The organism is Pseudomonas sp. A34-9 (assembly GCF_029543085.1).
GTDB lineage: Bacteria > Pseudomonadota > Gammaproteobacteria > Pseudomonadales > Pseudomonadaceae > Aquipseudomonas.
In genome coordinates, this window is sequence record NZ_CP119967.1 from 6,448,708 (window position 1) to 6,470,015 (window position 21,308).

A 21,308-nucleotide genomic window follows, 5' to 3' on the forward strand; every position below is an offset into this window, starting at 1 on the left:
TGCGCACAGCCACCATCGAGCGCAGGCAAATGCCTGACTGGATGAGACTTGTACGGCCGGAATGAAATGAAGCCGGGCTGCTAAACCCGATCACTGGGAATCAGTGACCCGATCAAGTTACGCAGCCCGCCCAGGGCGCACAAGCTGGCGGATTCTGGTGCATGCGTAGGCAGCGACGCAAGGTTTTGTAGGTCGCAAGACGTAAAGCCAACAGCCTTTAAACAAGAGCGACGACAGAGGTTTACCGCGCAAGAATAATTGGCGATTTATCTGTCGTATCAGCCCTCTTCTCTTAACCGAGTTTCTGCGCCAGCACCGCAATATGCTCCGGGCCGATCCCGCAGCAACCACCCAAATGACTGGCGCCGCGCTGCTGCCAGTCGAGCGCCCAATGCAGATAACCCGGCGGATCGAGATCTTCACGCAACGGATCGAGTCCGTCATTGGCCGTGGCCTCTTTGGGCTGCGGCGGAAACGCATTGGCATAGGCGCCGATGTGAATCTTCACCCCCAGACGTTCGAAGGTGTCGCGCGCCGCATCAATCGCCGCGCCGATCACTTCCGGCTGACTGCAATTGAACAGCAGCGTCTCGACGCCCAACTCGGCGGCCACCGCAGCCGCGTCAGTCACCGGTTCGCCGGAACGCAAACGCGGCACTTCGTCAGTGTCTTCGTCCCTCAAGGTAAACGACAGCCAGAACGGCTTGCCGTCCTGCGGCAGCCCGGCGTGAATGGCGCGCGCCTCGACGATCGAGCTCTGGGTTTCCGCCAGCCACAGATCAACATGCGGTGCCAGGCCGATGACCAAGGGCGCCAGCAACTCGGTCACTCGGGCGGCCTCGAACAGATCCGGACGATAGGAGCCGAACAGCGGCGGCAATGAGCCGGCCACACGCACGGATTTTCCCGAAGCGTGCACCGCACGTCGCGCCAGCTCACCGGCCAACGCTGCCAGCGCCTGCCCTTCAGCGGCAAAACGCGCTTCGCCAATATGGAACGGCACCACGGCATAACTGTTGGTGGTAATCACATTGGCGCCACTGACGATATAAGCGGCGTGTACCGCCTCGACCGCTTGCGGTGCTTCGCTCAAGGCCAGCGCCGACCACTCTGGCTGACGAAATGGCGCACCGGCGCGCTGCAGTTCACGGCCCATGCCGCCATCGAGAATAATCGTGCTTGCTGCGCCCATATGCTTTTCACTCATATGCTTATGAAAATAACTCACTATCAGAGTCGTTCTTATAACTATTTAATACGCACCATTCGGTTAATAACAACCTCTTTTTTGCCCAGGGATCGACTGTGAAATTTCAACCGCTACTGGCACTGGGCCTGACCATTCTGGCCGCCTCGACTCAAGCCTTCGGTGGCGCCACGCTGGATCGCGTCGAGCAGAAAAAGGAACTGGTCGGCGTGTTGATGGAAAGCTACCCACCCTTCTCGTTCCTCAACGAGCAGAACCAGCTCGACGGCTTTGACGTCGATGTGGCCAAAGCCGTGGCCGACAAACTCGGGGTTAAGCTGCGACTCGAAACGCCGTCCTGGGACGTCATTGCCGCCGGCCGCTGGAGCGGGCGCTACGACATCTGCATCTGCTCGATGACCCCGAGCAAGGCCCGCGCCGAAGTGTTCGATTTCCCGGTCGAGTACTACGCCTCGCCCGCAGTGATCGTGGTCAACGCCAAGGACGATCGCATCCACGGCGCCAAGGATCTGAGTGGCAAGAAAGTCGGCCTCACCAGCGCCTCCAGCTACGAAAGCTATCTGAACAAGAATCTGGTGATCGAAGGCGCTGAAGACACACAGTTGCAGTACCCGTTCGAAGGGGTGCAGATCGCCCCATATGACACCGACAACGTCGCGTTCCAGGACTTGGGCCTCGGTGCCGGCGTGCGCCTCGATGCGATCCTCACCAACCTCGTCACCGCGCAGCCGCGCCTGAACGCAGACAAACGCTTCAAGCTTGCCGGCGAGGCGCTGTACTCGGAGCCGAACTCGGTCGCCATTGAAAAGGGCGATGCGCAATGGGATGCGAAAGTGCGTGAGGTCTTTGCTCAACTGAAACAGGACGGCACCCTGAGCAAGCTCTCGCAAAAATGGATCGGCGCTGATATCAGCCAATGACTTCTTTCCCGACACCTCCACAGCCACCACAACCGGTGGCTGAATCACGTCTGCGCCGGCTCTTCGGTTTTCGTACGCGGCTGTACCTGACCTGGGTGCTGATGTTCTGCCTGTTCGCCGGATTCTTCCTGAGCTTCGACCTGAAGTTCTCGATTATCGTCGACAAACTGCCCAACCTGGTCGGCCTCAAGCTTGCACCCAATGGCTTTCTGCAAGGCGCGGCGCTGACGTTGTTTCTGTGCGTATGCTCGATTGTCGCTTCGTCATTGCTGGGCTTCGTCACGGCGCTGGCGCGACTGTCGAAAAGCGCTGTGGCGTTCGGTATCGCCAGTTTCTACGCCTCGTTCTTTCGCGGCACCCCGCTGCTGATCCAGATCCTGCTGATCTATCTCGGCCTGCCGCAACTGGGCATCGTGCCCGGCGCTATCGTCGCCGGCATCATTGCGCTGTCGCTGAACTATGGCGCGTACCTCAGCGAAATCTTTCGCGCCGGCATTCTTGGCGTCCCCTATGGCCAGCGCGAAGCATCGCTGGCTCTGGGCATGCGCGACTCGGTGATTCTCTGGCGCATCACCTTGCCCCAGGCCATGCGCACAATCATCCCGCCGACCACCAACCAATTCATCTCGATGCTCAAAGACTCGTCGCTAATCTCGGTGATGGGCGTGTGGGAAGTGATGTTTCTGGCGCAGTCTTACGGGCGCTCAAGTTATCGCTACATCGAAATGCTCACCACGGCGGCGATCATTTATTGGCTGATGTCGATCGGACTGGAGCTGATCCAGGCGCGAATGGAGCGGCATTACGGCAAGGCGTACGTGCGCCGAAGTTAAGGTGCTCTGCAACAGCGCAGACATCATTCTGTAAAAACCCATCGCTATACAGGACGGCCCGCTTATAACAAAAGGCCGTCCGCCATGCCCTTCCTGCCCCAGCGCTTGTCCCTCGCCATTGCCCTGTTGATCGCTGCCACATCTGCAAACGCTAAAACCGTGCAGATCGACACCGCCACCACTGCAGCGCAAACGCTGGGTGGTAGCGACACGCTGACGATTTCGGCCCCGGGCAGCATCACCAACAGCGGCAAGGCCGTGAGCCTGAAAGACAAGACCAGTGGTGCGGGTGTGGTGATCGATAACGCCGGCAAAATCATTTCCACCGGTGGCCGGGCCATCGACAGCAGCGGCGACCTGAGCCAGGCACGCAATTACACAATCTACAACCGCAGCGGCGGGCAAATCCTCGGCGCCAACGACGCCCTGCGCATCGACAGCAATTTCGTCAGCGGCAGCCTGTTGATCGACAACAGCGGCATCATTCGTTCGACCACCGGCCAAGGGCTGGATCTGGATGCACTGCGCAGCGACGGGGTGAAAACCACGATCATCAACCGCACAGGCGGACTGATTCGTGGCGACGCCAGCGACGGCATGAAGACCGGCGCCAATGCGACCATCACCAACTACGGGGAGATCTCCACCGGCGATTCGCACAACGCCGACGAGAAATTCGACGGCATCGATATCGATTCTGCGACGGGTGTTTCGATCACCAACTACGGGGTGATTTCCGGCGGTCGCCACGGCATCACCACCGACCTCGGCGCGACGCTGATCAACTATGGGCAGATCACCGGCCGCAACGGCTCGGGCTTCGGTTCCGATGGCGATGGCACAGTGATCAACCACGGCACCATCACCGGTGCCTACTCAGGCTTGCAAGCCAACGGTGACGGCGACGGCGTGGACATCGACAAGATCGCCCACATCGAAAACTACGGGACCATTCAGGGTGTCGGTGCCGGCGGTGTGGACAAGGGCGGCTTTGCCAACGGCAGCGAAGGCATTGCCCTCGGCGGGGGTTACATTCTCAACGCCCGCGGCGCGCTGATCAGCGGCGCCGACAGCGCGATTCTGGTGGACGATGGCAGCGGCGGTTCAGGGTTGGCGGCGACCACCCTGGAAAACTTCGGCATCATTCAAGGCCTCAACGGTTTCGGCGTGAAGCTGGTCGGCGAATTCGCCGACAACGTGATCAACGGCGGCACCATCAGCGGCAGCAACGGTCTTGCGCTGGACCTGGGCGGCGGCAACGACAGCCTGACTTTGCGTAATGGCAGCCGTTTCGTTGGCATGGTCGATGGCGGCAGCGGTTACGACCGCGTGGTGATGGACGACGCGGCCGGCGGCAGTTTCGGCGCCAGTCGCAACTTTGAATGGCTGGAGGTCAAGCAAGGCGCGTGGACGTTGACCGGCAGCGGCGATTTCAGCGACGGCGGCGCGGTGCGCAATGGCGCGACGCTGATCAATCAGGGCGGCATCGCCGGCAACCTCACTGTGGATGCCGGCGGTGTGTACGCCGGGGGCGGTTCGGTGGGCAATCTCAATGTCAACGGCACGCTCCGCACAAACACCGGCCTCGGCCGCGCAACCATTGTTCATGACCTGAACATGGGCAGCGCGTCCACCCTCGCCTACGGCGTCAATGCCGACGGTAGCAGCGCACCGTTACAGGTCGGCGGCATTGCCAATCTCAACGGCGCAACGCTCGCGGTGAATCCCGGCAGCGGCACCTATCCATGGCAGAGCCATTACACCGTGCTGCAAGCCGGGCAAGTCAACGGCACCTTCGGCAAGGTCACTAGCGACTACGCGTTTCTCACGCCGACGCTGGCCTACACGCCGACTCAAGTCGACCTGACCTATACCCGCAACGATGTCGCCTTCAGTGACTTCGCCAGTACCGGCAACGGCAGCAACGCCGCCACCAGCCTGGCCTCGATGGGCAAGAACAACGCGCTCTATAACGCCCTGCTCAACACCACGCGAAGCAGCGCTGGCGCGGCCATTGAACAACTGGCCGGCGCCAGCAACGCCAACCTGACCAGCGCCACGCTCGGCGCCAGCAGTCAGGTCGGTAGCAGCATGCTCTCGGCGATGCAGCAAATGGGCGGCAGCCCGGGACTGATGGTCGGCCTCGATCAGCGCGATACGCCCGTGCTGGCGGCCAACGGCGTGCCGTCCGAGGCGCGCAATCTGAATGACCCGAACGCCCGCGGCCGGCTCTGGCTGCAAGGCATCGGCGGCTACGGCAAACTCGATGGCGAGCATGGCAGCAGTGGTCTCGAACAACGCACCAAGGGCAGCGTACTGGGCGCCGACTGGTCACTGAATCCGGCATGGCGCCTGGGCGTACTGGGCGGTTATTCGAAAACCGATCTGGACGCGACCGGCGTCGACGGCAACGTCGAGAGCTGGCACGCCGGCGTCTACGCGCTGCATCAAAACGGCCCGATCGCCTTGCGCCTCGGCGCGGCATACAGCGGTCATCAGGGTGAGAGCAAACGCACCATCGCCTTCAATGGTTTCAGCGACCGCCCGAAAGGCGACTACGACGCCGACAGTCAGCAAGCCTTCGCTGAAATCGGCTACGCCATGGGCAGTGGCCGCCTCAGCGCCGAGCCGTTCGCCAGCCTCGGTTATCAGCGCTACCACCGCGACAGCTACAAGGAAAAAGGCGGCGCCGCCGCGCTGCAAGTCGACGGCCAGACCCAGGACAACTTCAGCAGCACCTTCGGCCTGCGCCTGGCGCACCTGAGCAGCCTGGACAACGGCATGAGCGTGACACCGCGCATGGCCGCTGGCTGGAAACACACCTACGGCGATGTCAGCAGCTCGACGCGCCAGGCGTTCGTGACCGGCGGCACGGCGTTCAATGTCGATGGCAGCTCGCTGGATCGCGACAGTCTGGTGCTGGAGGCCGGGCTGGATGTGGGGATCTCGGCGCGGCACACATTGGGTCTGGGTTACAGCGGCGAAATTGGCAGCAACAGTCGCAATCACGGGTTGATTGGGCAGTGGCAGATGAGTTTTTGATTGTTGAACAGCCGGCGGGTTCTTGATTAGCCGTAGGAAAAGGCGCCGCTGAAGCTGAGTAAAAATACTGCTCTCAGGTTGTGCGGCCATTTTCGACAAAACGATCCGACGTCGCCTGCAAGCGTGCGGGAAGCAGCCGACATCGGATCTTTCGGTGCATCAATAGAGTTGGGGCTCCTGTCAAAAGAGGCCGTACTCGATGCCCGTTCAACACACATGCAAACCGAAACATCTGGCTCTGGCGATTGCACTGGCGATTGGCGTTGTCGACTTTTCAATGGCTCAGCAGCCAACTTTCGAGCTCGAAACGAAGCATGAAATAGAACCCGATGCACTGTTGTCCGCACTCGAAACATTCGTGAAAAATCCGACGACTGTGCCGATCAAGATTACCAAGGCGTACAAGGCAACAGACGGTGTCGCGCTGCAACTGGATGACAGTAACCACTTGGTAACCGTCCAAGGCAAAGGCAGTTTTACGGGATTAGTGGACGGAGGCGGCGGCGAAAACATTCTGCAATTCGACGCATCCAAGGAAGGAACGCTGGAAAATTCCCGCAATTTTCTCGCCCTGGAAGTCAAGCAAGGCACCTGGACGCGCAGCGGCGATGGGGACTTCGAAGTCGGCGCTCTGGTGCGGCCCAAAGCCACACTCATCAATAAAGGAAATATTCTGGGTGGCGCGCTGGCTCAAGGCAACCTGATCAACAGAGGCACAATTGGCGGCAGGGTCGACGTATTCGAAGGTGGAGACTTACTCAACAAAGGGCTCATTGCAGGTGCCGTGCATGTGCGTGAACGCGGTCATTACGCCGGTAGCGGCGTCGCTGAGACGTTGAATGTCCACGGTCGACTCAGTGTCGGTCAGCGTCATGGGGCTCCTCGCGTGTCGAAGGATTTGCAACTTTCGCCAACCGCCACGCTGGCCTATGAAGTGAATGCGACCGGTAAAAGCGAGACCCTCTTCGTTGAAGGCGTTGCCAACCTTGGCAACTCGACCCTTGAACTGCAAACCGCCGGGGATTATCCGTCGAGCAGCCAACACACCATTATTACGGCTGGAAAAGTCGAGGGTCGTTTCGCCAAAGTCGAGAACCCTCTGGCCTTCATGACAGCGGATGTTCAATACAATGAGAAAGACGTCGGTCTGACCTACTCCCGTAATGAAGTGAAACTTGAGAGCGTTGCCACTTCAGACAACAGCCATGCGCTTGCCGCAAGTATTGAAGAATCCTCAATCCCTTTGCCAGGGCCCACACCGGACGCAATAGCAGTCATACGCGCAAACGACGTCGCCAAGCCCTCAACGCCCCAGCTTCCAAAGCGCGCAAACGCAGCCGTTGCCGCGATACTGACCAGCGACAAAAAAACTGCGCCGGTCGCCCTCGAACAACTCGCCGCCGGCAGCAACGCCAACCTTGCCAAAGCCACACTGAGCAGCATCACCCCCGTCAGTGCGAGCATGCTCTCGGCCATGCAACAACTGAATAGCCGTTACGGCTCTGCCTACAGCTCAGGCAACTCACCGCGTCAGGCCGCTGGCGCTGCCGATTCCGGGCGGGTATGGATTCAGGCGCTCGGCCATGGCGGCAAGGTCGACCGCGATTTCGATAGCACCCTCAAGCACGCCACTCAAGGTCTGGTCATGGGCGCCGACTGGCGGCTCAATGAGCAATGGCATATCGGCCTGGTCGGCGGAAAATCGCAGACCAGTCTTGATGCCCGGCAATACGACGGCGACCTCGACAGTTGGCACCTCGGTGCCTACGCCGTGCGCCAGGACGGACCGTTCTCGCTGCGTCTCGGCGCAACCTATGCCAGCCATGACGGCGACAGCAAACGGCGCGTGGCCTTCAACGGGTTCAGCGACCGCCTCAAGGGCAACTACGACGCCAACACCCAACAAGCCTTCGCCGAACTGGCGGTCAATGTTGGCCGGCACAACGCGACGCTCGAACCGTTCGCCAGCCTCGGCTATCAGCGCTACCAGCGCGACAGTTACAGCGAAAAAGGTGGGGACGCGGCGCTGAAAGTCTTTGGGCAAACCCGCGACAATCTCAGCAGCACCTTCGGTCTGCGTACGGCAAAAATTACTCGACTGGATAACGGCATGACGTTGACGCCGCGATTCAGTGCCGGCTGGAAACACACCTTTGGCGAGATTGAAAGCGACACCCGCCAGCAACTGGTCAAGGGTGGCAAACGCTTTGAGATTGCCGGTGCCGCGCTGGATCGAAACAGCCTGTCCGTGGATGCCGGTCTCGACCTCGGGCTGTCTGCCAACCATACAGTCGGGCTGGGCCTTACCGGCGAAATGGCCACTGACAGCCGCACTCACGGCGTGATGGGCCAATGGCGCATGGCGTTCTAACTGACACAACGCTCTCTGTAGGAGCTGCCGAAGGCTGCGATCTTTTGATCTTTGTTTTTATTAACCCAAAGCAACATCAAAAGATCGCAGCCTTCGGCAGCTCCTGCAGATGAAAAATTCAGGCAAAAAAAAGGGGAGCACATGCCCCCCCGAGGTTTAAAGCGTTGGATCGCGGCCGTTATCTCAGCCTTCGATCTCGATCAGAATTTCACCCGGATTGACGCGATCTCCCTTGGCCACATGAATCGCGGTGACCTTGCCGGCAACCGCAGCCTGGACTTCGGTTTCCATCTTCATCGCTTCGGTGATCAGCACAGCCTGACCCGCCTTGACGGTGTCGCCCTCCTTGACCAGCACATCAACGATGTTGCCTGGCATGGTGGTGCTGACATGGCCCGGTGCAGAGGCTTGCTTGCGCTTGCTGCTGCCACCGCCAACGAATTCGTTGAGCGGTTCGAACACCACTTCTTCCGGCATGCCGTCGATGGACAGGTAGAAGTGACGCTTGCCTTCCGCCTTGACACCGACACCGGTGATGTCGACGCGGTAGGTTTCGCCGTGGACGTCGATGACGAACTCGGTCGGCACGCCTTCGCCGCCCGCCGAAGCCACGCTACCCGCCTCTGGAATCGGCAGCAGCACTTCCGGCGTGAGGGTGCCGGCGGCACGCTCTTCGAGGAACTTGCGGCCGATGTCCGGGAACATGGCAAAGGTCAGTACGTCTTCTTCCGACTTGGCCAGCGCGCCGATGTCGGCACGCAGCTTGGTCATTTCCGGCTTGAGCAGATCGGCCGGACGCACGTCGATGACTTCTTCGCTGCCGATCGCCTGACGACGCAGTTTTTCGTTGACCACGCCCGGCGCCTTGCCGTAACCGCCCTGCAGGTACAGCTTCACTTCGTTGGTGATGGTCTTGTAACGCTCGCCGGCCAGTACGTTGAAGAACGCCTGAGTACCGACGATCTGCGAAGTCGGCGTCACCAGCGGCGGGAAGCCGAGGTCTTCACGTACACGCGGGATTTCCGCCAGCACTTCGGCCATGCGGTTCAGGGCGCCCTGTTCTTTCAACTGATTGGCGAGGTTGGAGATCATCCCGCCCGGCACCTGGTTGACTTGCACGCGGGTGTCGACGGCGGTGAATTCGCTTTCGAACTGGTGGTACTTCTTGCGCACGGCGTAGAAGTACAGGCCGATCTCTTGCAGCAGTTCGAGGTTCAGACCGGTGTCGTACTCGGTGCCCTTGAGCGCCGCGACCATCGACTCGGTGCCCGGGTGGCTGGTGCCCGAAGCGAAACTGGAGATCGCGGTGTCGATGTGGTCGGCGCCGTTTTCGATTGCCTTGAGCTGGCACATGGTCGCGAGACCGGCAGTGTCGTGCGAGTGGATGAACACCGGCAGCGACTGCTCGGCTTTCAACGCACGCACCAGTTCACCGGTGGCGTACGGGGTCAGCAGACCGGCCATGTCCTTGATCGCTACCGAGTCGCAACCCATCGCTTCCATTTGCTTGGCTTGCGCCACGAACGCATCGATGGTGTGCACCGGGCTGGTGGTGTAAGCGATGGTGCCTTGCGCATGTTTGCCGGCCGCTTTCACCGCCTCGATGGCCACGCGCAGGTTACGCACGTCGTTCATCGCGTCGAAGATGCGGAACACGTCGATGCCATTCACCGCAGCCTTGGCAACGAAGGCCTTGACCACGTCGTCGCTGTAGTGGCGGTAGCCCAGCAGGTTCTGGCCGCGCAGGAGCATTTGCAAGCGGGTGTTAGGCAGCGCGGCACGCAGTTGGCGCAGACGCTCCCAAGGGTCTTCTTTGAGAAAACGTACGCACGCATCGAACGTCGCGCCGCCCCAGCATTCCAGCGACCAGTAGCCGACTTTGTCGAGCTTGTCGCAGATCGGCAGCATGTCTTCGGTGCGCATGCGGGTGGCGAGCAGCGATTGGTGAGCGTCGCGCAGGATGGTATCGGTTACGAAGATCTTCTTAGTCATTGGTATCTCCTCATAGCGGCAAGCTTCAAGCTACGAGCGGCAAGAAAAAGCCAATCTGCTTTTACTTGCCGCTTGCAGCTAAAAGCTCGCAGCTGTTTCATTCATAGGCCTGCGTGGGCGGCGATGGCGGCGGCGATGGCCAGGGCCAGCTCTTCGGGTTTGCGCTTGATCGAGTAGTTGGTCAGTTCAGGGTGGCTTTCAACGAAGCTGGTATTGAACTGGCCGCTACGGAATTCCGGATTGCGCAGGATTTCCTGGTAGTACGCGGCGGTGGTCTTCACCCCCTGCAGACGCATGTCGTCGAGGGCGCGCAGGCCACGGTCCATGGCCTCTTCCCAGGTCAGTGCCCACACCACCAGTTTCAGGCACATCGAGTCGTAGAACGGCGGGATGGTGTAGCCGGTGTAAATCGCTGTATCGGTGCGCACGCCTGGACCGCCGGGGGCGTAGTAACGGGTGATCTTGCCGAAGCTCGGCAGGAAGTTGTTCTTCGGGTCTTCGGCGTTGATACGGAACTGCAATGCGAAACCACGGTGCTGAATGTCTTCCTGCTTCACCGACAGCGGCAGGCCGGAGGCAATGCGGATCTGCTCGCGGACGATGTCGATCCCGGTGATTTCTTCGGTAATGGTGTGTTCCACCTGCACCCGGGTGTTCATCTCCATGAAGTACACCTCGCCTTCAGCGAGCAGGAACTCCACGGTGCCGGCGTTCTCGTAACCCACCGCCTTGGCCGCACGCACCGACAGGTCACCGATGTAGGCGCGCTGTTCCGGCGTCAGTTGCGGGCTCGGAGCGATTTCGATGAGCTTCTGATTGCGACGCTGGATCGAGCAATCACGCTCGAACAGGTGCACGACGTTGCCGAAGCTGTCGCCGAGGATCTGCGCTTCGATGTGCTTGGGATTGACGATGCATTTTTCCAGGAACACTTCAGCGGAACCGAACGCCTTGGTGGCTTCGGAAATCACCCGAGGGAAATTCTGTTCCAGTTCTTCGCGGCTATTGCAGCGACGGATGCCGCGACCGCCACCACCGGAAGTGGCCTTGAGCATCACCGGGTAACCGATCCGGTCGCCCTCGGCCAAAGCCTCTTCGATGTCAGCAACATTGCCTTCTGTACCCGGCGTCACCGGTACACCGGCCTTGATCATGCTGCGGCGCGCTTCGGTCTTGTCGCCCATGCGGCGAATGACTTCCGCCGACGGGCCGATGAATTTGATGCCGCGTTCAGCGCAGATGTCTGCCAGCTCGGCATTTTCCGACAGGAAACCGTAGCCTGGGTGCAGCGCATCGCAGCCGGTTTCAACCGCAAGGTTCACCAGCTTGCGCGGGTTCAGGTAACCGGCCAGTGGCTCGGCTCCAATGCTGTGGGCCTCGTCCGCACGCTTCACATGCAAGGCATGACGGTCGGCGTCGGAAAAAATCGCAACCGAGCGAATGCCCATTTCGGCGCAGGCTCGCACGATTCGTACGGCAATCTCACCACGGTTGGCGATCAGGATCTTTGTTATCACTTGGAGGTTCCCTTGAGCCGGTGGCACCACGACCTGCTAGACCCAGGTCGACGCGTGACCAAATGTTTCAATTTAGTCGCAGGTCCACACTAGCGCTCATGAGGGATTAACAAAAATGAATAAAAATTGGGTTAGCCATAAGTAAAGACTTATAGTTAAACGATCAGCCCGCCGACAGAGCCTATAAGAAATGCGTAAGTCATTGATGCGTATGACATTGCGTCAATTGCAGATCTTCAACGAAGTGTGTGATTTACGTTCTTACAGCCGCGCAGCCGAGGAAATGTCCCTCACGCAACCGGCCGTCAGCCTACAGATTCGTCAGCTCGAAGAGCTGATCGGGCAGCCATTATTCGATTATGTCGGTAAAAAACTCTACATGACCGAAGCCGCTGAAGCACTTCAGCGCGCCAGCCGGGACATTTTCGGGCGCCTGGAAAACCTCGATATGCAGCTGTCGGACATGCAGGGGTCGCTGCAGGGCCAGCTGAAACTGGCGGTGGAATCCAGCGCCAAATATTTCGTCCCGCACCTGTTCGCCGCGTTCAAGCGCCAGCACCCGGAGGTGAATCTGCAACTGACCGTGGTCAACCGCGGACAAGTCATTCGACGACTGTCGGACAACCGCGATGACTTGGTCATCATGTCGATGGTGCCGCAAGACATGGGCCTGGAATTCCTGCCGTTTCTCAACAATCCGATTGTTGCGGTAGCGCGTCCTGATCACCCGTTGGCGCACATGGGCCCGCTGCGTTTGCAGGACCTTGAACCCTACACGCTGCTGATCCGCGAACCCGGCTCGGGTACGCGACTGGCCTGCGAAGAGTATTTCAAAGAGAAGCGCGTGCACTTCACTCAAACCCAGGAAGTGGCCTCGGCCGAAGCTCAGCGTGAATGCGTGCAGGCGGGCCTGGGCCTGGCGCTGTTGACGCGCCACGCCCTGAACCTGGAGCTGGCGACCGGCGGACTCGTCGAGCTGCCGGTCGAAGAACTGCCGCTGCTGCGTAGCTGGTGCCTGGTGCAAGCGAAAGCGAAACGCCTGTCACCGGTGGCGCACGCCTTCCTGGCGTTCATTCGCAGCGAACGCGTACAGATCAGCGCGCTGGTTGAGCGCTTCGACGGGAAGCTGCGGGCGCTGCCTGCCAGTGAGTGATCTCGGGAAAGTCGCCGATTTCGGCCTGAAGCTGGCGGAGTTCGAAGCGATCTTCGATAGCGCGGCGAAATTCCATGCGGCGTTGGTCTTCCTGCTGACGACGGGTTTTCGCGGCGCTGTTGCGTTCTTCGTAAGGCTGAGCCATTTCGAGTCTCCCAAGGCGTTTACGGGAGTTTCACGATAGGCGGGAGGGATGACGGTTTGATGAAAGTGACCGTCGAAAAGCAAAAGATCGCAGCCTTCGGCAGCTCCTGCATTGATCCGTGCAGGAGCTGCCGAAGGCTGCGATCTTTTGCTCTTAATCATCCAGCGCTTTGGCGGCCTTGGGCGACAAGCGCAAGCTGCGCAGACTGCGCTTCACGCTCTTGAGGTGATTGACCAGGCTCGGCCCACGCGCCATCGCCACGCCCATCGCTAACACATCAATCACCACCAGGTGCGCAATGCGCGAAGTCAGCGGCGTATAGATTTCAGTGTCTTCATGCACATCGATCGCCAGATTGACCGTCGACAGCTCAGCCAGCGGCGTCTGGCTCGGGCACAGGGTAATCAGCGAAGCGCCGCTCTCACGCACCAGATTGGCGGTGATCAGCAGATCCTTGGAACGCCCGGACTGCGAAATACAGATCGCCACATCGGTCGGCTTCAACGTCACCGCCGACATCGCCTGCATGTGCGGATCGGAATACGCCGCCGCCGTCAGCAGCAAACGAAAGAACTTGTGCTGCGCATCCGCCGCCACCGCGCCCGAGGCACCAAAGCCGTAAAACTCGACGCGCTGCGCCTGCGACATCAGCGTCACCGCGCGCTGCAACTCGACCGGATCGAGCTTCTCGCGAACCTCCATCAAGGTATGCAACGTGGTGTCGAAAATTTTCAGGCTGTAATCGGCAACCGAGTCATCTTCATGGATCGCGAACTGACCGAAGCTGGCGCCGGCGGCCAGGCTTTGCGCCAGTTTGAGTTTGAGATCCTGAAAACCGGAACAACCGATGGCGCGACAGAAGCGCACGATGGTCGGCTCACTGATGCCGACGCTGTGGGCCAGGTCGGCCATGGAACTGTGCATCACCGCCGCAGGGTCAAGCAGCACGTGGTCGGCGACCTTGAGCTCCGACTTGCGTAACAGGTGACGTGACTGGGCGATGTGTTGCAGCAGATTCAAGGGGCTGGACTCTTCTTATGGGCAAGGATGTAGCACGCTTGTAGTTATACTACATGAATTGGCTTTTTGCCTGCTCAATGCGTAACTCGATGTCCCCATATCAGGCGCGATGAGGTACATGTAGCCCTTAAAACAGTTTTTCCTGTTCGCGCAGAAGCCCGGCCAGACTGGCAGCTTCCACCGGCCGACTGATCAGATAGCCCTGCACCTCATCGCAACGCTCAGCGCGTAGAAATTCCAGCTGATCCTGGCGCTCGACGCCCTCCGCCACCACTTTCAGCGACAGCCCGTGGGCCATGGCAATGATCGCGCGAGTGATCGCCGCATCTTCGCTGCCCTCACCCAACCCGCGAATGAACGCCTGATCGATCTTCACGTAATCCACCGGAATGCGCTTGAGATAACTCAACGACGAATAGCCCGTGCCGAAATCATCGATGGCCAGTTTCACTCCCAGATCACGTAGCTGCTGGAAGGTCGCGATAATGTGTTCGACGCTGTCGAGCAACTGGCTTTCGGTCAGCTCCAGCTCGAGGTAGTGCGGCGCCAGACCGGTTTCCTCCAGCACCTGCCGCACCAGACTGACCAGCTTGCCCTGACGCAATTGATGCACCGACAGGTTCACCGAAACGCGGATCGGCTCCAGCCCCTGACGCTGCCATTCACAGGCCTGCCAGCACGCCTGGCGCAGGACGAATTCGCCGATCGGCCCGATCAGACCGGTTTCCTCGGCGAGCCCGATGAAATCCCCCGGCGGTACTCGGCCCATGCTCGGATGATCCCAACGCACCAGTGCTTCCGCGGCATTCAGCCGCCCGGTTTCAAGGCACAACTTGGGCTGATAGAACACTTTGAGCTGCTTTTCTTCGATGGCTTTGCGCAACTGGTTTTCCAGCTGCAAGCGCTCAAGGGTGCTGGCTTGCAGGCTGTCGGTGTAGAACTGGAAGTTGTTGCCGCCCAGATGCTTGGCGTGTTGCATGGCCATGTTCGATTGACTGACCAGCGCAGAAATCTCCCGGGCGTTGTCCGGCAGCATGCTGATGCCCATCGAGGCGCTGACCACCAGTTCATGCCCTTCCACGGTCAGCGGCAAACGCAGTTTGGTCGACAAGCGCGTGGCGACCCGGGCCAGACTCGACAGATTGCCGTAGGCGTCGAACAGTACGGCGAACTCATCGCCGGACAGCCGCGCGATGGTGTCGGCTTCCGGCAAGGCATTGACCAGTCGGCGCGCCATCTTCTGCAGCAACTGGTCAGCGACTTCGTGTCCGAGGCTGTCGTTGAGCAATTTGAAGCGATCCAGGTTGATGTGCAGCAACGCCAGACTGCGCCGGCCCTGACGCGAACGCTGATGCGCTTCGTGCAGGCGCTCGCGGAACAGCGAGCGGTTGGCGAGGCCGGTGAGCTCGTCGTAGTGAGTCAGGTAACGCATGCGCTCTTCGGATTCGCGCCGCGCTGAAAGATCGGCGAAGAAGCCGACAATATGACTGACATTTCCGCGACTATCGCGCACCGCATTCAACTGCAGCCACTGCGGGTACAACTCGCCGTTTTTGCGCGTCTCCACCAGTTCGCCCTGCCAACTGCCGTGCTGCTCCAGTGCATGACGGATCGCGACGTAATGGCGGCGGGCATCGCGGCTGCACGGCAATTCGACGACGTTGCGTCCGAGCATGTCCTCGATGTCGTAACCGGTGACCCGGCTGAACGCCTGATTGATTGCGATCAGCGCGTAGTTCGGATCGAGAATCACGATGCCTTCACTGGCTGCTTCGAACACCGTCGCCGCCAGCCGTTGCTGCTCTTCGAGACTCTTACTGGCACTGATGTCGCGCCGGGTGCCGACCATGCGGATCACCCGGCCGCTGTCGCTGCGTTCTACCGCGCGGCCACGGTCTTCGATCCAGACCCAATGGCCATCGCTGTGACGCACGCGGTATTCGATCTGATAGTCCTCGGTGCGCCCCTTCAAATGCTCGATCAACGCGTATTTCAACGTCGGCACATCTTCGGGGTGCAGGCGTGGCTTGAGGTCGCGCAGGAGCGCCGTGACGTATTCCGGAGCGAGGCCGAACAGTTCCTGAATCTGCGTGTGGTGGACCTCGTCGGTTTGCAGGTTCCAGTCCCACAGCCCCAACTCACTGGCCTTCAGGGCGAGCGCCAGCCGCGCTTCGCTTTTGCTCAAGGCCTGATTGGCGGCATCCAGTTCGCGGCTGCGCTGGGCGACACGGTCTTCGAGTTCGACATGAGCTTCACGCAACCTGCCTTCGGCGCAGCGCCGGTGTTCGATTTCCGTGGCCAACTCCTGATTGAGCTGTTCGCTGCGCGATTGCGTCTGTTGCAGATGCTCAATCAGGTGCTGATTCTGGAACCGCCGCAGCAAGCCGCGATCGATCAGCCGATTGACCTGCCACGCCACCACGCTCAAGGAGCCGAGCAGAATCAGCCCGAGCCAGCCCCAACCGCGCGCCTGTTCGTCGCCGCCCCAGAACAGGTAGCCGATCGCCGGCAACAGACAGGGCAAGGTAAAGGAGAGAAACGCTGGCAGGCTCACCGCGTAGGCGACGCTGGCGGACAGGGTTGCGGCGCCAATCAGGCCGAACACCCAGGCCTGTTGTATGAAGTTGTCGGCGGGCACCAGGGCGATGCCGGCACCGGCCAGCGTCAGACCGGTCATGGTCGAGCCAAGCAGAAACATCCTTCGCCAGATCGGCTGGGCCTGACGATCAGGGATCGCCGAATCGAACGCTGCGACCTGGATCACGCGCAATGCAACCAGCGACAGCAACCACACCAGCCAGACACTGACCACGAAGTAGCGCTGCGGGCTCCAGAGCAGGCCGGCGCAGACCAGACCATTGATCAACATGAAAAGTGTGGGCAACAACGAGCCCTGATACAGCAGGCGCGTGCGCTCGACCGCCATTTCGGTGGCGTAGCGCTTGCGGATAACCCGGGGTTCCACAGAGGGGCCCGACAGATCGGAGCTGAGGGTCATGGGCAACGTTCTTGTTCTTATAAGGAGGGCGTGCGCCCGAAACGTGGACGGAGCATACACAAGCCGATCCCGTTGCCAAACTGCTCCAGATCATAATTTCAGCGAAACTTTTGCGCTCCTGGCCAGCAGCAAATCCCTTGGAGCGCGGCGGGCCGATGCCTGTAGGCAGTGACCGACCGGTCGTCATCGACAGGACTTTCATCGGCTAATGCAAAGCTCGGTTTGCCCGGGCCTGCGGCGCACCCTAGAATGCCCCGATGCGCGATGATCTCTCCCTTCTGCTGAACTCCCTCAACGATGCCCAACGCCAGGCCGTAGCAGCCCCCGTTGGCCGTCAGTTGGTCCTGGCCGGTGCTGGCTCCGGTAAAACCCGAGTGCTGGTGCACCGTATCGCCTGGTTGATCCAGGTCGAAAACGCCTCGCCCCACTCCATCCTGTCGGTGACCTTCACCAACAAGGCCGCTGCCGAGATGCGTCATCGCATCGAACAGTTGCTGGGTATCAACCCGGCCGGCATGTGGGTCGGCACCTTCCACGGCCTGGCGCACCGCTTGTTGCGGGCGCACTGGCAGGAAGCGGGCTTGAGCCAGACGTTCCAGATTCTCGACAGCGACGACCAGCAACGGCTGGTCAAGCGGGTGATCCGCGAACTCGGCCTCGACGAGCAACGCTGGCCCGCGCGCCAGGCGCAATGGTTCATCAACGGGCAGAAAGACGAAGGCCTGCGCCCGCAACACATTCAGGCCAGCGGCGATCTGTACCTGGCGACCATGCGCGGCATCTACGAGGCCTACGAGGCGGCGTGCCTGCGTGCCGGCGTCATCGATTTCTCCGAATTACTGCTGCGCGCCCTCGACCTGTGGCGCGATCACCCGGGCTTGCTGGCGCACTACCAAAAGCGTTTCCGCCATATTCTGGTGGACGAGTTCCAGGACACCAACGCCGTGCAATACGCCTGGCTGCGCCTGCTCGGCAAGGGCGGCGACAGCCTGATGGTAGTGGGCGACGACGATCAGTCGATTTACGGCTGGCGTGGTGCGAAGATCGAAAACATTCATCAGTATTCTTCCGACTTCGCCGATTCGGTGACCATTCGTCTGGAGCAGAACTACCGCTCCACCGCCGGCATCCTCAAAGCCGCCAACGCACTGATCGCCAACAACACAGGACGTCTCGGTAAAGAACTATGGACCGACGGCGGTGATGGCGAAGCAATCAATCTGTACGCCGCGTTCAACGAACACGACGAAGCACGCTACGTTGTCGAAACCATCGAAAGCGCGCTGAAAACCGGCTTGGCGCGTAGCGATATCGCGATTCTGTACCGCTCCAACGCCCAATCACGCGTTCTGGAAGAAGCCTTGCTGCGCGAGCGCATTCCGTACCGCATCTACGGCGGCCAGCGCTTCTTCGAGCGTGCGGAAATCAAGAACGCCATGGCGTATCTGCGTTTGCTCGAAGGGCGCGGCAACGATGCGGCGCTGGAGCGGGTGATCAACGTGCCGGCCCGTGGCATTGGCGAAAAAACCGTCGAGGCGATTCGCGAGCACGCGCGCCACAGCGATGTATCGATGTGGGAAGCGATGCGCCAACTGGTCGCCAATAAAGGCCTGACCGGTCGCGCGGCGGGTGCGTTGGGTGCGTTTATCGAGCTGATCGAAAACCTCGCCGCCAAATGCATGGAAATGCCGCTGCACCTGATGACGCAAACCGTCATCGAGCAGTCCGGCCTCATTGCCTATCACGAAGCGGAAAAAGGTGAAAAAGGCCAGGCCCGGGTAGAAAACCTTGAGGAACTGGTCAGCGCCGCGCGCAACTTCGAGAACACCGAAGAAGACGAAGAGCTGACGCCACTGGCAGCTTTCCTCGGCCACGCTTCGCTGGAAGCCGGCGACACTCAGGCCGACGAGCACGAAGACAGTATTCAGTTGATGACGCTGCACAGCGCCAAAGGCCTGGAATTCCCTTACGTGTTCCTCGTGGGCATGGAAGAAGGCCTGTTCCCGCACAAGATGAGCCTGGAAGAGCCGGGTCGCCTTGAGGAAGAGCGGCGCCTGGCCTACGTCGGCATCACCCGGGCGATGCAAAATCTGGTGATGACCTACGCTGAAACCCGACGCCTGTACGGCAGTGAAACCTACAACAAGGTTTCGCGTTTCGTACGCGAAGTGCCGAAAGGTCTTATTCAGGAAGTGCGTTTGTCGAATAGCGTCAGCCGTCCGTTCGGCGGTAATCAGTCGATGAGCGGCAGCAACCTGTTCAGTGGCAGCGAAATCCCGGAAACGGGTTTCAGCCTAGGTCAGGCGGTACGCCATTCGATCTTTGGTGACGGCGTGATCCTCAACTTCGAAGGTGCCGGCGCGCAGGCTCGGGTGCAGGTTAACTTCAGCGAAGGCAGCAAGTGGCTGATGCTGGGTTACGCCAAGCTGGAAGCTATTTAAAGGCAGCCCGTCGTTGCTCATCGTTCCCACGCAGAGCGTGGGAACGATCGGACACGAACACTGGAGGCAACAACATGGGCTCGGGCTTCTTTTCTTCCTGGACATTCTGGGCCCTGCTCTCGGCCACTTTCGCCGCATTGACGGCGATCTTCGCGAAAGTCGGCATCGAAAACGTCAATTCCGACTTCGCCACTCTATTGCGCACGATCGTGGTACTGGTCAGCCTGGCCTTGATTTTGTACGCAACGGGCCAATATCAGTCATTAGGATCGATATCCGCCAAGAGCTACCTGTTCCTGCTGTTGTCCGGACTGGGCACGGGCGCGTCGTGGTTGTGCTACTTCCGCGCGTTGAAGGTCGGCCCGGCCTCACTGGTCGCGCCGGTGGATAAACTCAGTGTGGTGCTGGTGGCGGTGCTCGGCGTGATCCTGCTAGGCGAGAAACTTGATCTGCGCCAGTGGGGCGGTATCGGCCTGATTACCGCCGGTGTGGTGATGCTGGCGTTTCGTCGCTAAGCAGATTTCTCACTGAACCTGTCTCGATTTCCTACAGACAAAAGTACATGGCCTTATTGCCCCGACCGAGCTGAACGTAACCTGTCAGGCAAAAGCCCGAAACACTCTCTCGCTAGCCAGTAACACTTCAGCTGTGCAACATGGCGCGCGTGTCTCCACAAACGGGAATTCCCTTTATGAAACGTTTTCTTAGCATCGCCATGGCGTTGTGCATCGGCCTGACGATGAGCCTCGACGCCAACGCCAAGCGCTTTGGTGGTGGCAAAAGCGCCGGCGCTGCGCCGACGCACCAGACCAGCCAGATGGCTCCTTCTTCTCCAGGTGTCGGCGGCGCTGCTGCGACCGCAGGTGCTGCCGGTGCCGCAGGCGCTGCGGCCAAGGCCGGCGGTGCTTCGAAATGGCTCGGCCCACTGGCCGGTATCGCCGCCGGTGGCCTGCTCGCGTCCATGTTCATGGGTGGCGGCTTCCAGGGCATGCAGATCTTCGACATCCTGATCATGGCCGTGATCGCGTTCGTGATCTTCCGCTTCATTGCCGCGCGTCGACGCAAGCAGCAGGAGCAATTCGCTCCGGCCGGCGCGCCAATGCAGCGTGAAGTGTTCGAGCAGAAGCCTGCGGCCATGGGTTCGATCTTCGGTGGTTCGGCCGCACCGGTTGCCGCTCGTCCGGTAATCAACGCGCCGGCCTGGTTCAACGAAGAGCGCTTCCTTGAAGCTGCACGCAGCCACTTCCAGGCACTGCAACAGCACTGGGACGCCAACGAAATGGACAAGATCGCCGAGTTCGTAACCCCGCAAATGCTCGAGTTCCTCAAGCGTGAGCGTGCGGATCTGGGCGACGCGTTCCAGTCGACCTACATCGACAACCTCCAGGTACAACTGGACGGCGTCGATGACCGTGCCGACAAGACCATCGCGACCCTGACCTTCAACGGTGTATCGAAGACCTCGCGCTTCGACCAGGGCGAAGTGTTCAGCGAAAGCTGGAACATGGAGCGTCCGCAGGGCGACAACCAGCCTTGGCTGGTCGCCGGTATCCGCCAGAACGGCTGATCCCTTCCAGGCGTCACCTGCCGTAATAAAAAACCCCAGCCTCGGCTGGGGTTTTCTATTTCGCGGTTGCATCTATAGCGAGCTACTGTATAAACTGGCCCA

At 60.2% G+C, this 21,308-nt stretch carries 14 protein-coding genes; 8 read left to right on the top strand and 6 right to left on the bottom strand.

The window, feature by feature from the left end:
• Window positions 1-292: 292 nt before the first annotated feature.
• A complete protein-coding gene (locus P3G59_RS29040) occupies window positions 293-1,192 on the bottom strand; it encodes a homocysteine S-methyltransferase family protein (protein WP_277759898.1) in 900 nt (299 codons plus the stop codon).
• A 113-nt stretch (window positions 1,193-1,305) separates the two neighbouring features.
• On the opposite strand from P3G59_RS29040, the gene P3G59_RS29045 reads away from it, so the two are divergent.
• The 4 genes from P3G59_RS29045 (at window position 1,306) to P3G59_RS29060 (ending at window position 8,373) form a co-directional block, all read left to right on the top strand.
• Entirely contained in the window at window positions 1,306-2,127 is an 822-nt protein-coding gene (locus P3G59_RS29045; RefSeq protein ID WP_277759899.1) for an ABC transporter substrate-binding protein, read from the top strand.
• Window positions 2,124-2,960 carry an amino acid ABC transporter permease gene (locus P3G59_RS29050; RefSeq protein WP_277759900.1) on the top strand — a complete coding sequence of 279 codons (837 nt, stop codon included), beginning with the start codon at window positions 2,124-2,126 and terminating at the stop codon, window positions 2,958-2,960. Before P3G59_RS29045 ends, P3G59_RS29050 begins: the two co-directional genes overlap by 4 nt.
• An 84-nt stretch (window positions 2,961-3,044) precedes the next feature.
• The gene (locus tag P3G59_RS29055; protein ID WP_277759901.1) at window positions 3,045-6,002 is read left to right on the top strand and encodes an autotransporter outer membrane beta-barrel domain-containing protein; all 2,958 of its coding nucleotides are present in this window, start codon (window positions 3,045-3,047) and stop codon (window positions 6,000-6,002) included.
• Window positions 6,003-6,201: 199 nt separating this feature from the next.
• Entirely contained in the window at window positions 6,202-8,373 is a 2,172-nt protein-coding gene (locus P3G59_RS29060; protein WP_277759902.1) for an autotransporter outer membrane beta-barrel domain-containing protein, read from the top strand.
• A gap of 183 nt (window positions 8,374-8,556) precedes the next feature.
• Here P3G59_RS29060 and oadA read toward each other — a convergent pair whose 3' ends face one another.
• Together oadA and P3G59_RS29070 are read right to left on the bottom strand one after the other, a co-directional pair.
• A complete protein-coding gene (oadA, locus tag P3G59_RS29065) occupies window positions 8,557-10,365 on the bottom strand; it encodes a sodium-extruding oxaloacetate decarboxylase subunit alpha (RefSeq protein WP_277759903.1) in 1,809 nt (602 codons plus the stop codon).
• Window positions 10,366-10,466: 101 nt separating this feature from the next.
• The gene (locus tag P3G59_RS29070) at window positions 10,467-11,882 is read right to left on the bottom strand and encodes an acetyl-CoA carboxylase biotin carboxylase subunit (RefSeq protein WP_025112637.1); all 1,416 of its coding nucleotides are present in this window, start codon (window positions 11,880-11,882) and stop codon (window positions 10,467-10,469) included.
• A 190-nt stretch (window positions 11,883-12,072) separates the two neighbouring features.
• Between P3G59_RS29070 and P3G59_RS29075 the strand changes: the two genes are divergently transcribed.
• Window positions 12,073-13,035 carry a LysR family transcriptional regulator gene (locus P3G59_RS29075; RefSeq protein ID WP_038359429.1) on the top strand — a complete coding sequence of 321 codons (963 nt, stop codon included), beginning with the start codon at window positions 12,073-12,075 and terminating at the stop codon, window positions 13,033-13,035.
• Here P3G59_RS29075 and P3G59_RS29080 read toward each other — a convergent pair.
• From P3G59_RS29080 to P3G59_RS29090, 3 genes are all read right to left on the bottom strand, one after another.
• Window positions 12,977-13,180: a hypothetical protein gene (locus P3G59_RS29080; RefSeq protein WP_008078845.1), complete on the bottom strand. Its 204-nt coding sequence runs from the start codon at window positions 13,178-13,180 to the stop codon at window positions 12,977-12,979. The two genes, P3G59_RS29075 and P3G59_RS29080, sit on opposite strands and share 59 nt — an antisense overlap.
• A 153-nt stretch (window positions 13,181-13,333) precedes the next feature.
• On the bottom strand, window positions 13,334-14,200 hold the full coding sequence (hexR, locus tag P3G59_RS29085) for a transcriptional regulator HexR (RefSeq protein ID WP_007912071.1): 867 nt from the start codon (window positions 14,198-14,200) through the stop codon (window positions 13,334-13,336).
• Between the two features lie 127 nt (window positions 14,201-14,327).
• A complete protein-coding gene (locus P3G59_RS29090) occupies window positions 14,328-17,198 on the bottom strand; it encodes a GGDEF domain-containing phosphodiesterase (protein ID WP_277759905.1) in 2,871 nt (956 codons plus the stop codon).
• A gap of 257 nt (window positions 17,199-17,455) precedes the next feature.
• Between P3G59_RS29090 and uvrD the strand changes: the two genes are divergently transcribed.
• From uvrD to P3G59_RS29105, 3 genes are all read left to right on the top strand, one after another.
• A complete protein-coding gene (gene uvrD, locus P3G59_RS29095; RefSeq protein WP_277759906.1) occupies window positions 17,456-19,639 on the top strand; it encodes a DNA helicase II in 2,184 nt (727 codons plus the stop codon).
• Window positions 19,640-19,713: 74 nt separating this feature from the next.
• Window positions 19,714-20,154: an EamA family transporter gene (locus P3G59_RS29100; RefSeq protein WP_016984014.1), complete on the top strand. Its 441-nt coding sequence runs from the start codon at window positions 19,714-19,716 to the stop codon at window positions 20,152-20,154.
• Window positions 20,155-20,330: 176 nt separating this feature from the next.
• On the top strand, window positions 20,331-21,206 hold the full coding sequence (locus P3G59_RS29105; RefSeq protein WP_277759907.1) for a Tim44 domain-containing protein: 876 nt from the start codon (window positions 20,331-20,333) through the stop codon (window positions 21,204-21,206).
• Window positions 21,207-21,308 lie beyond the last annotated feature (102 nt).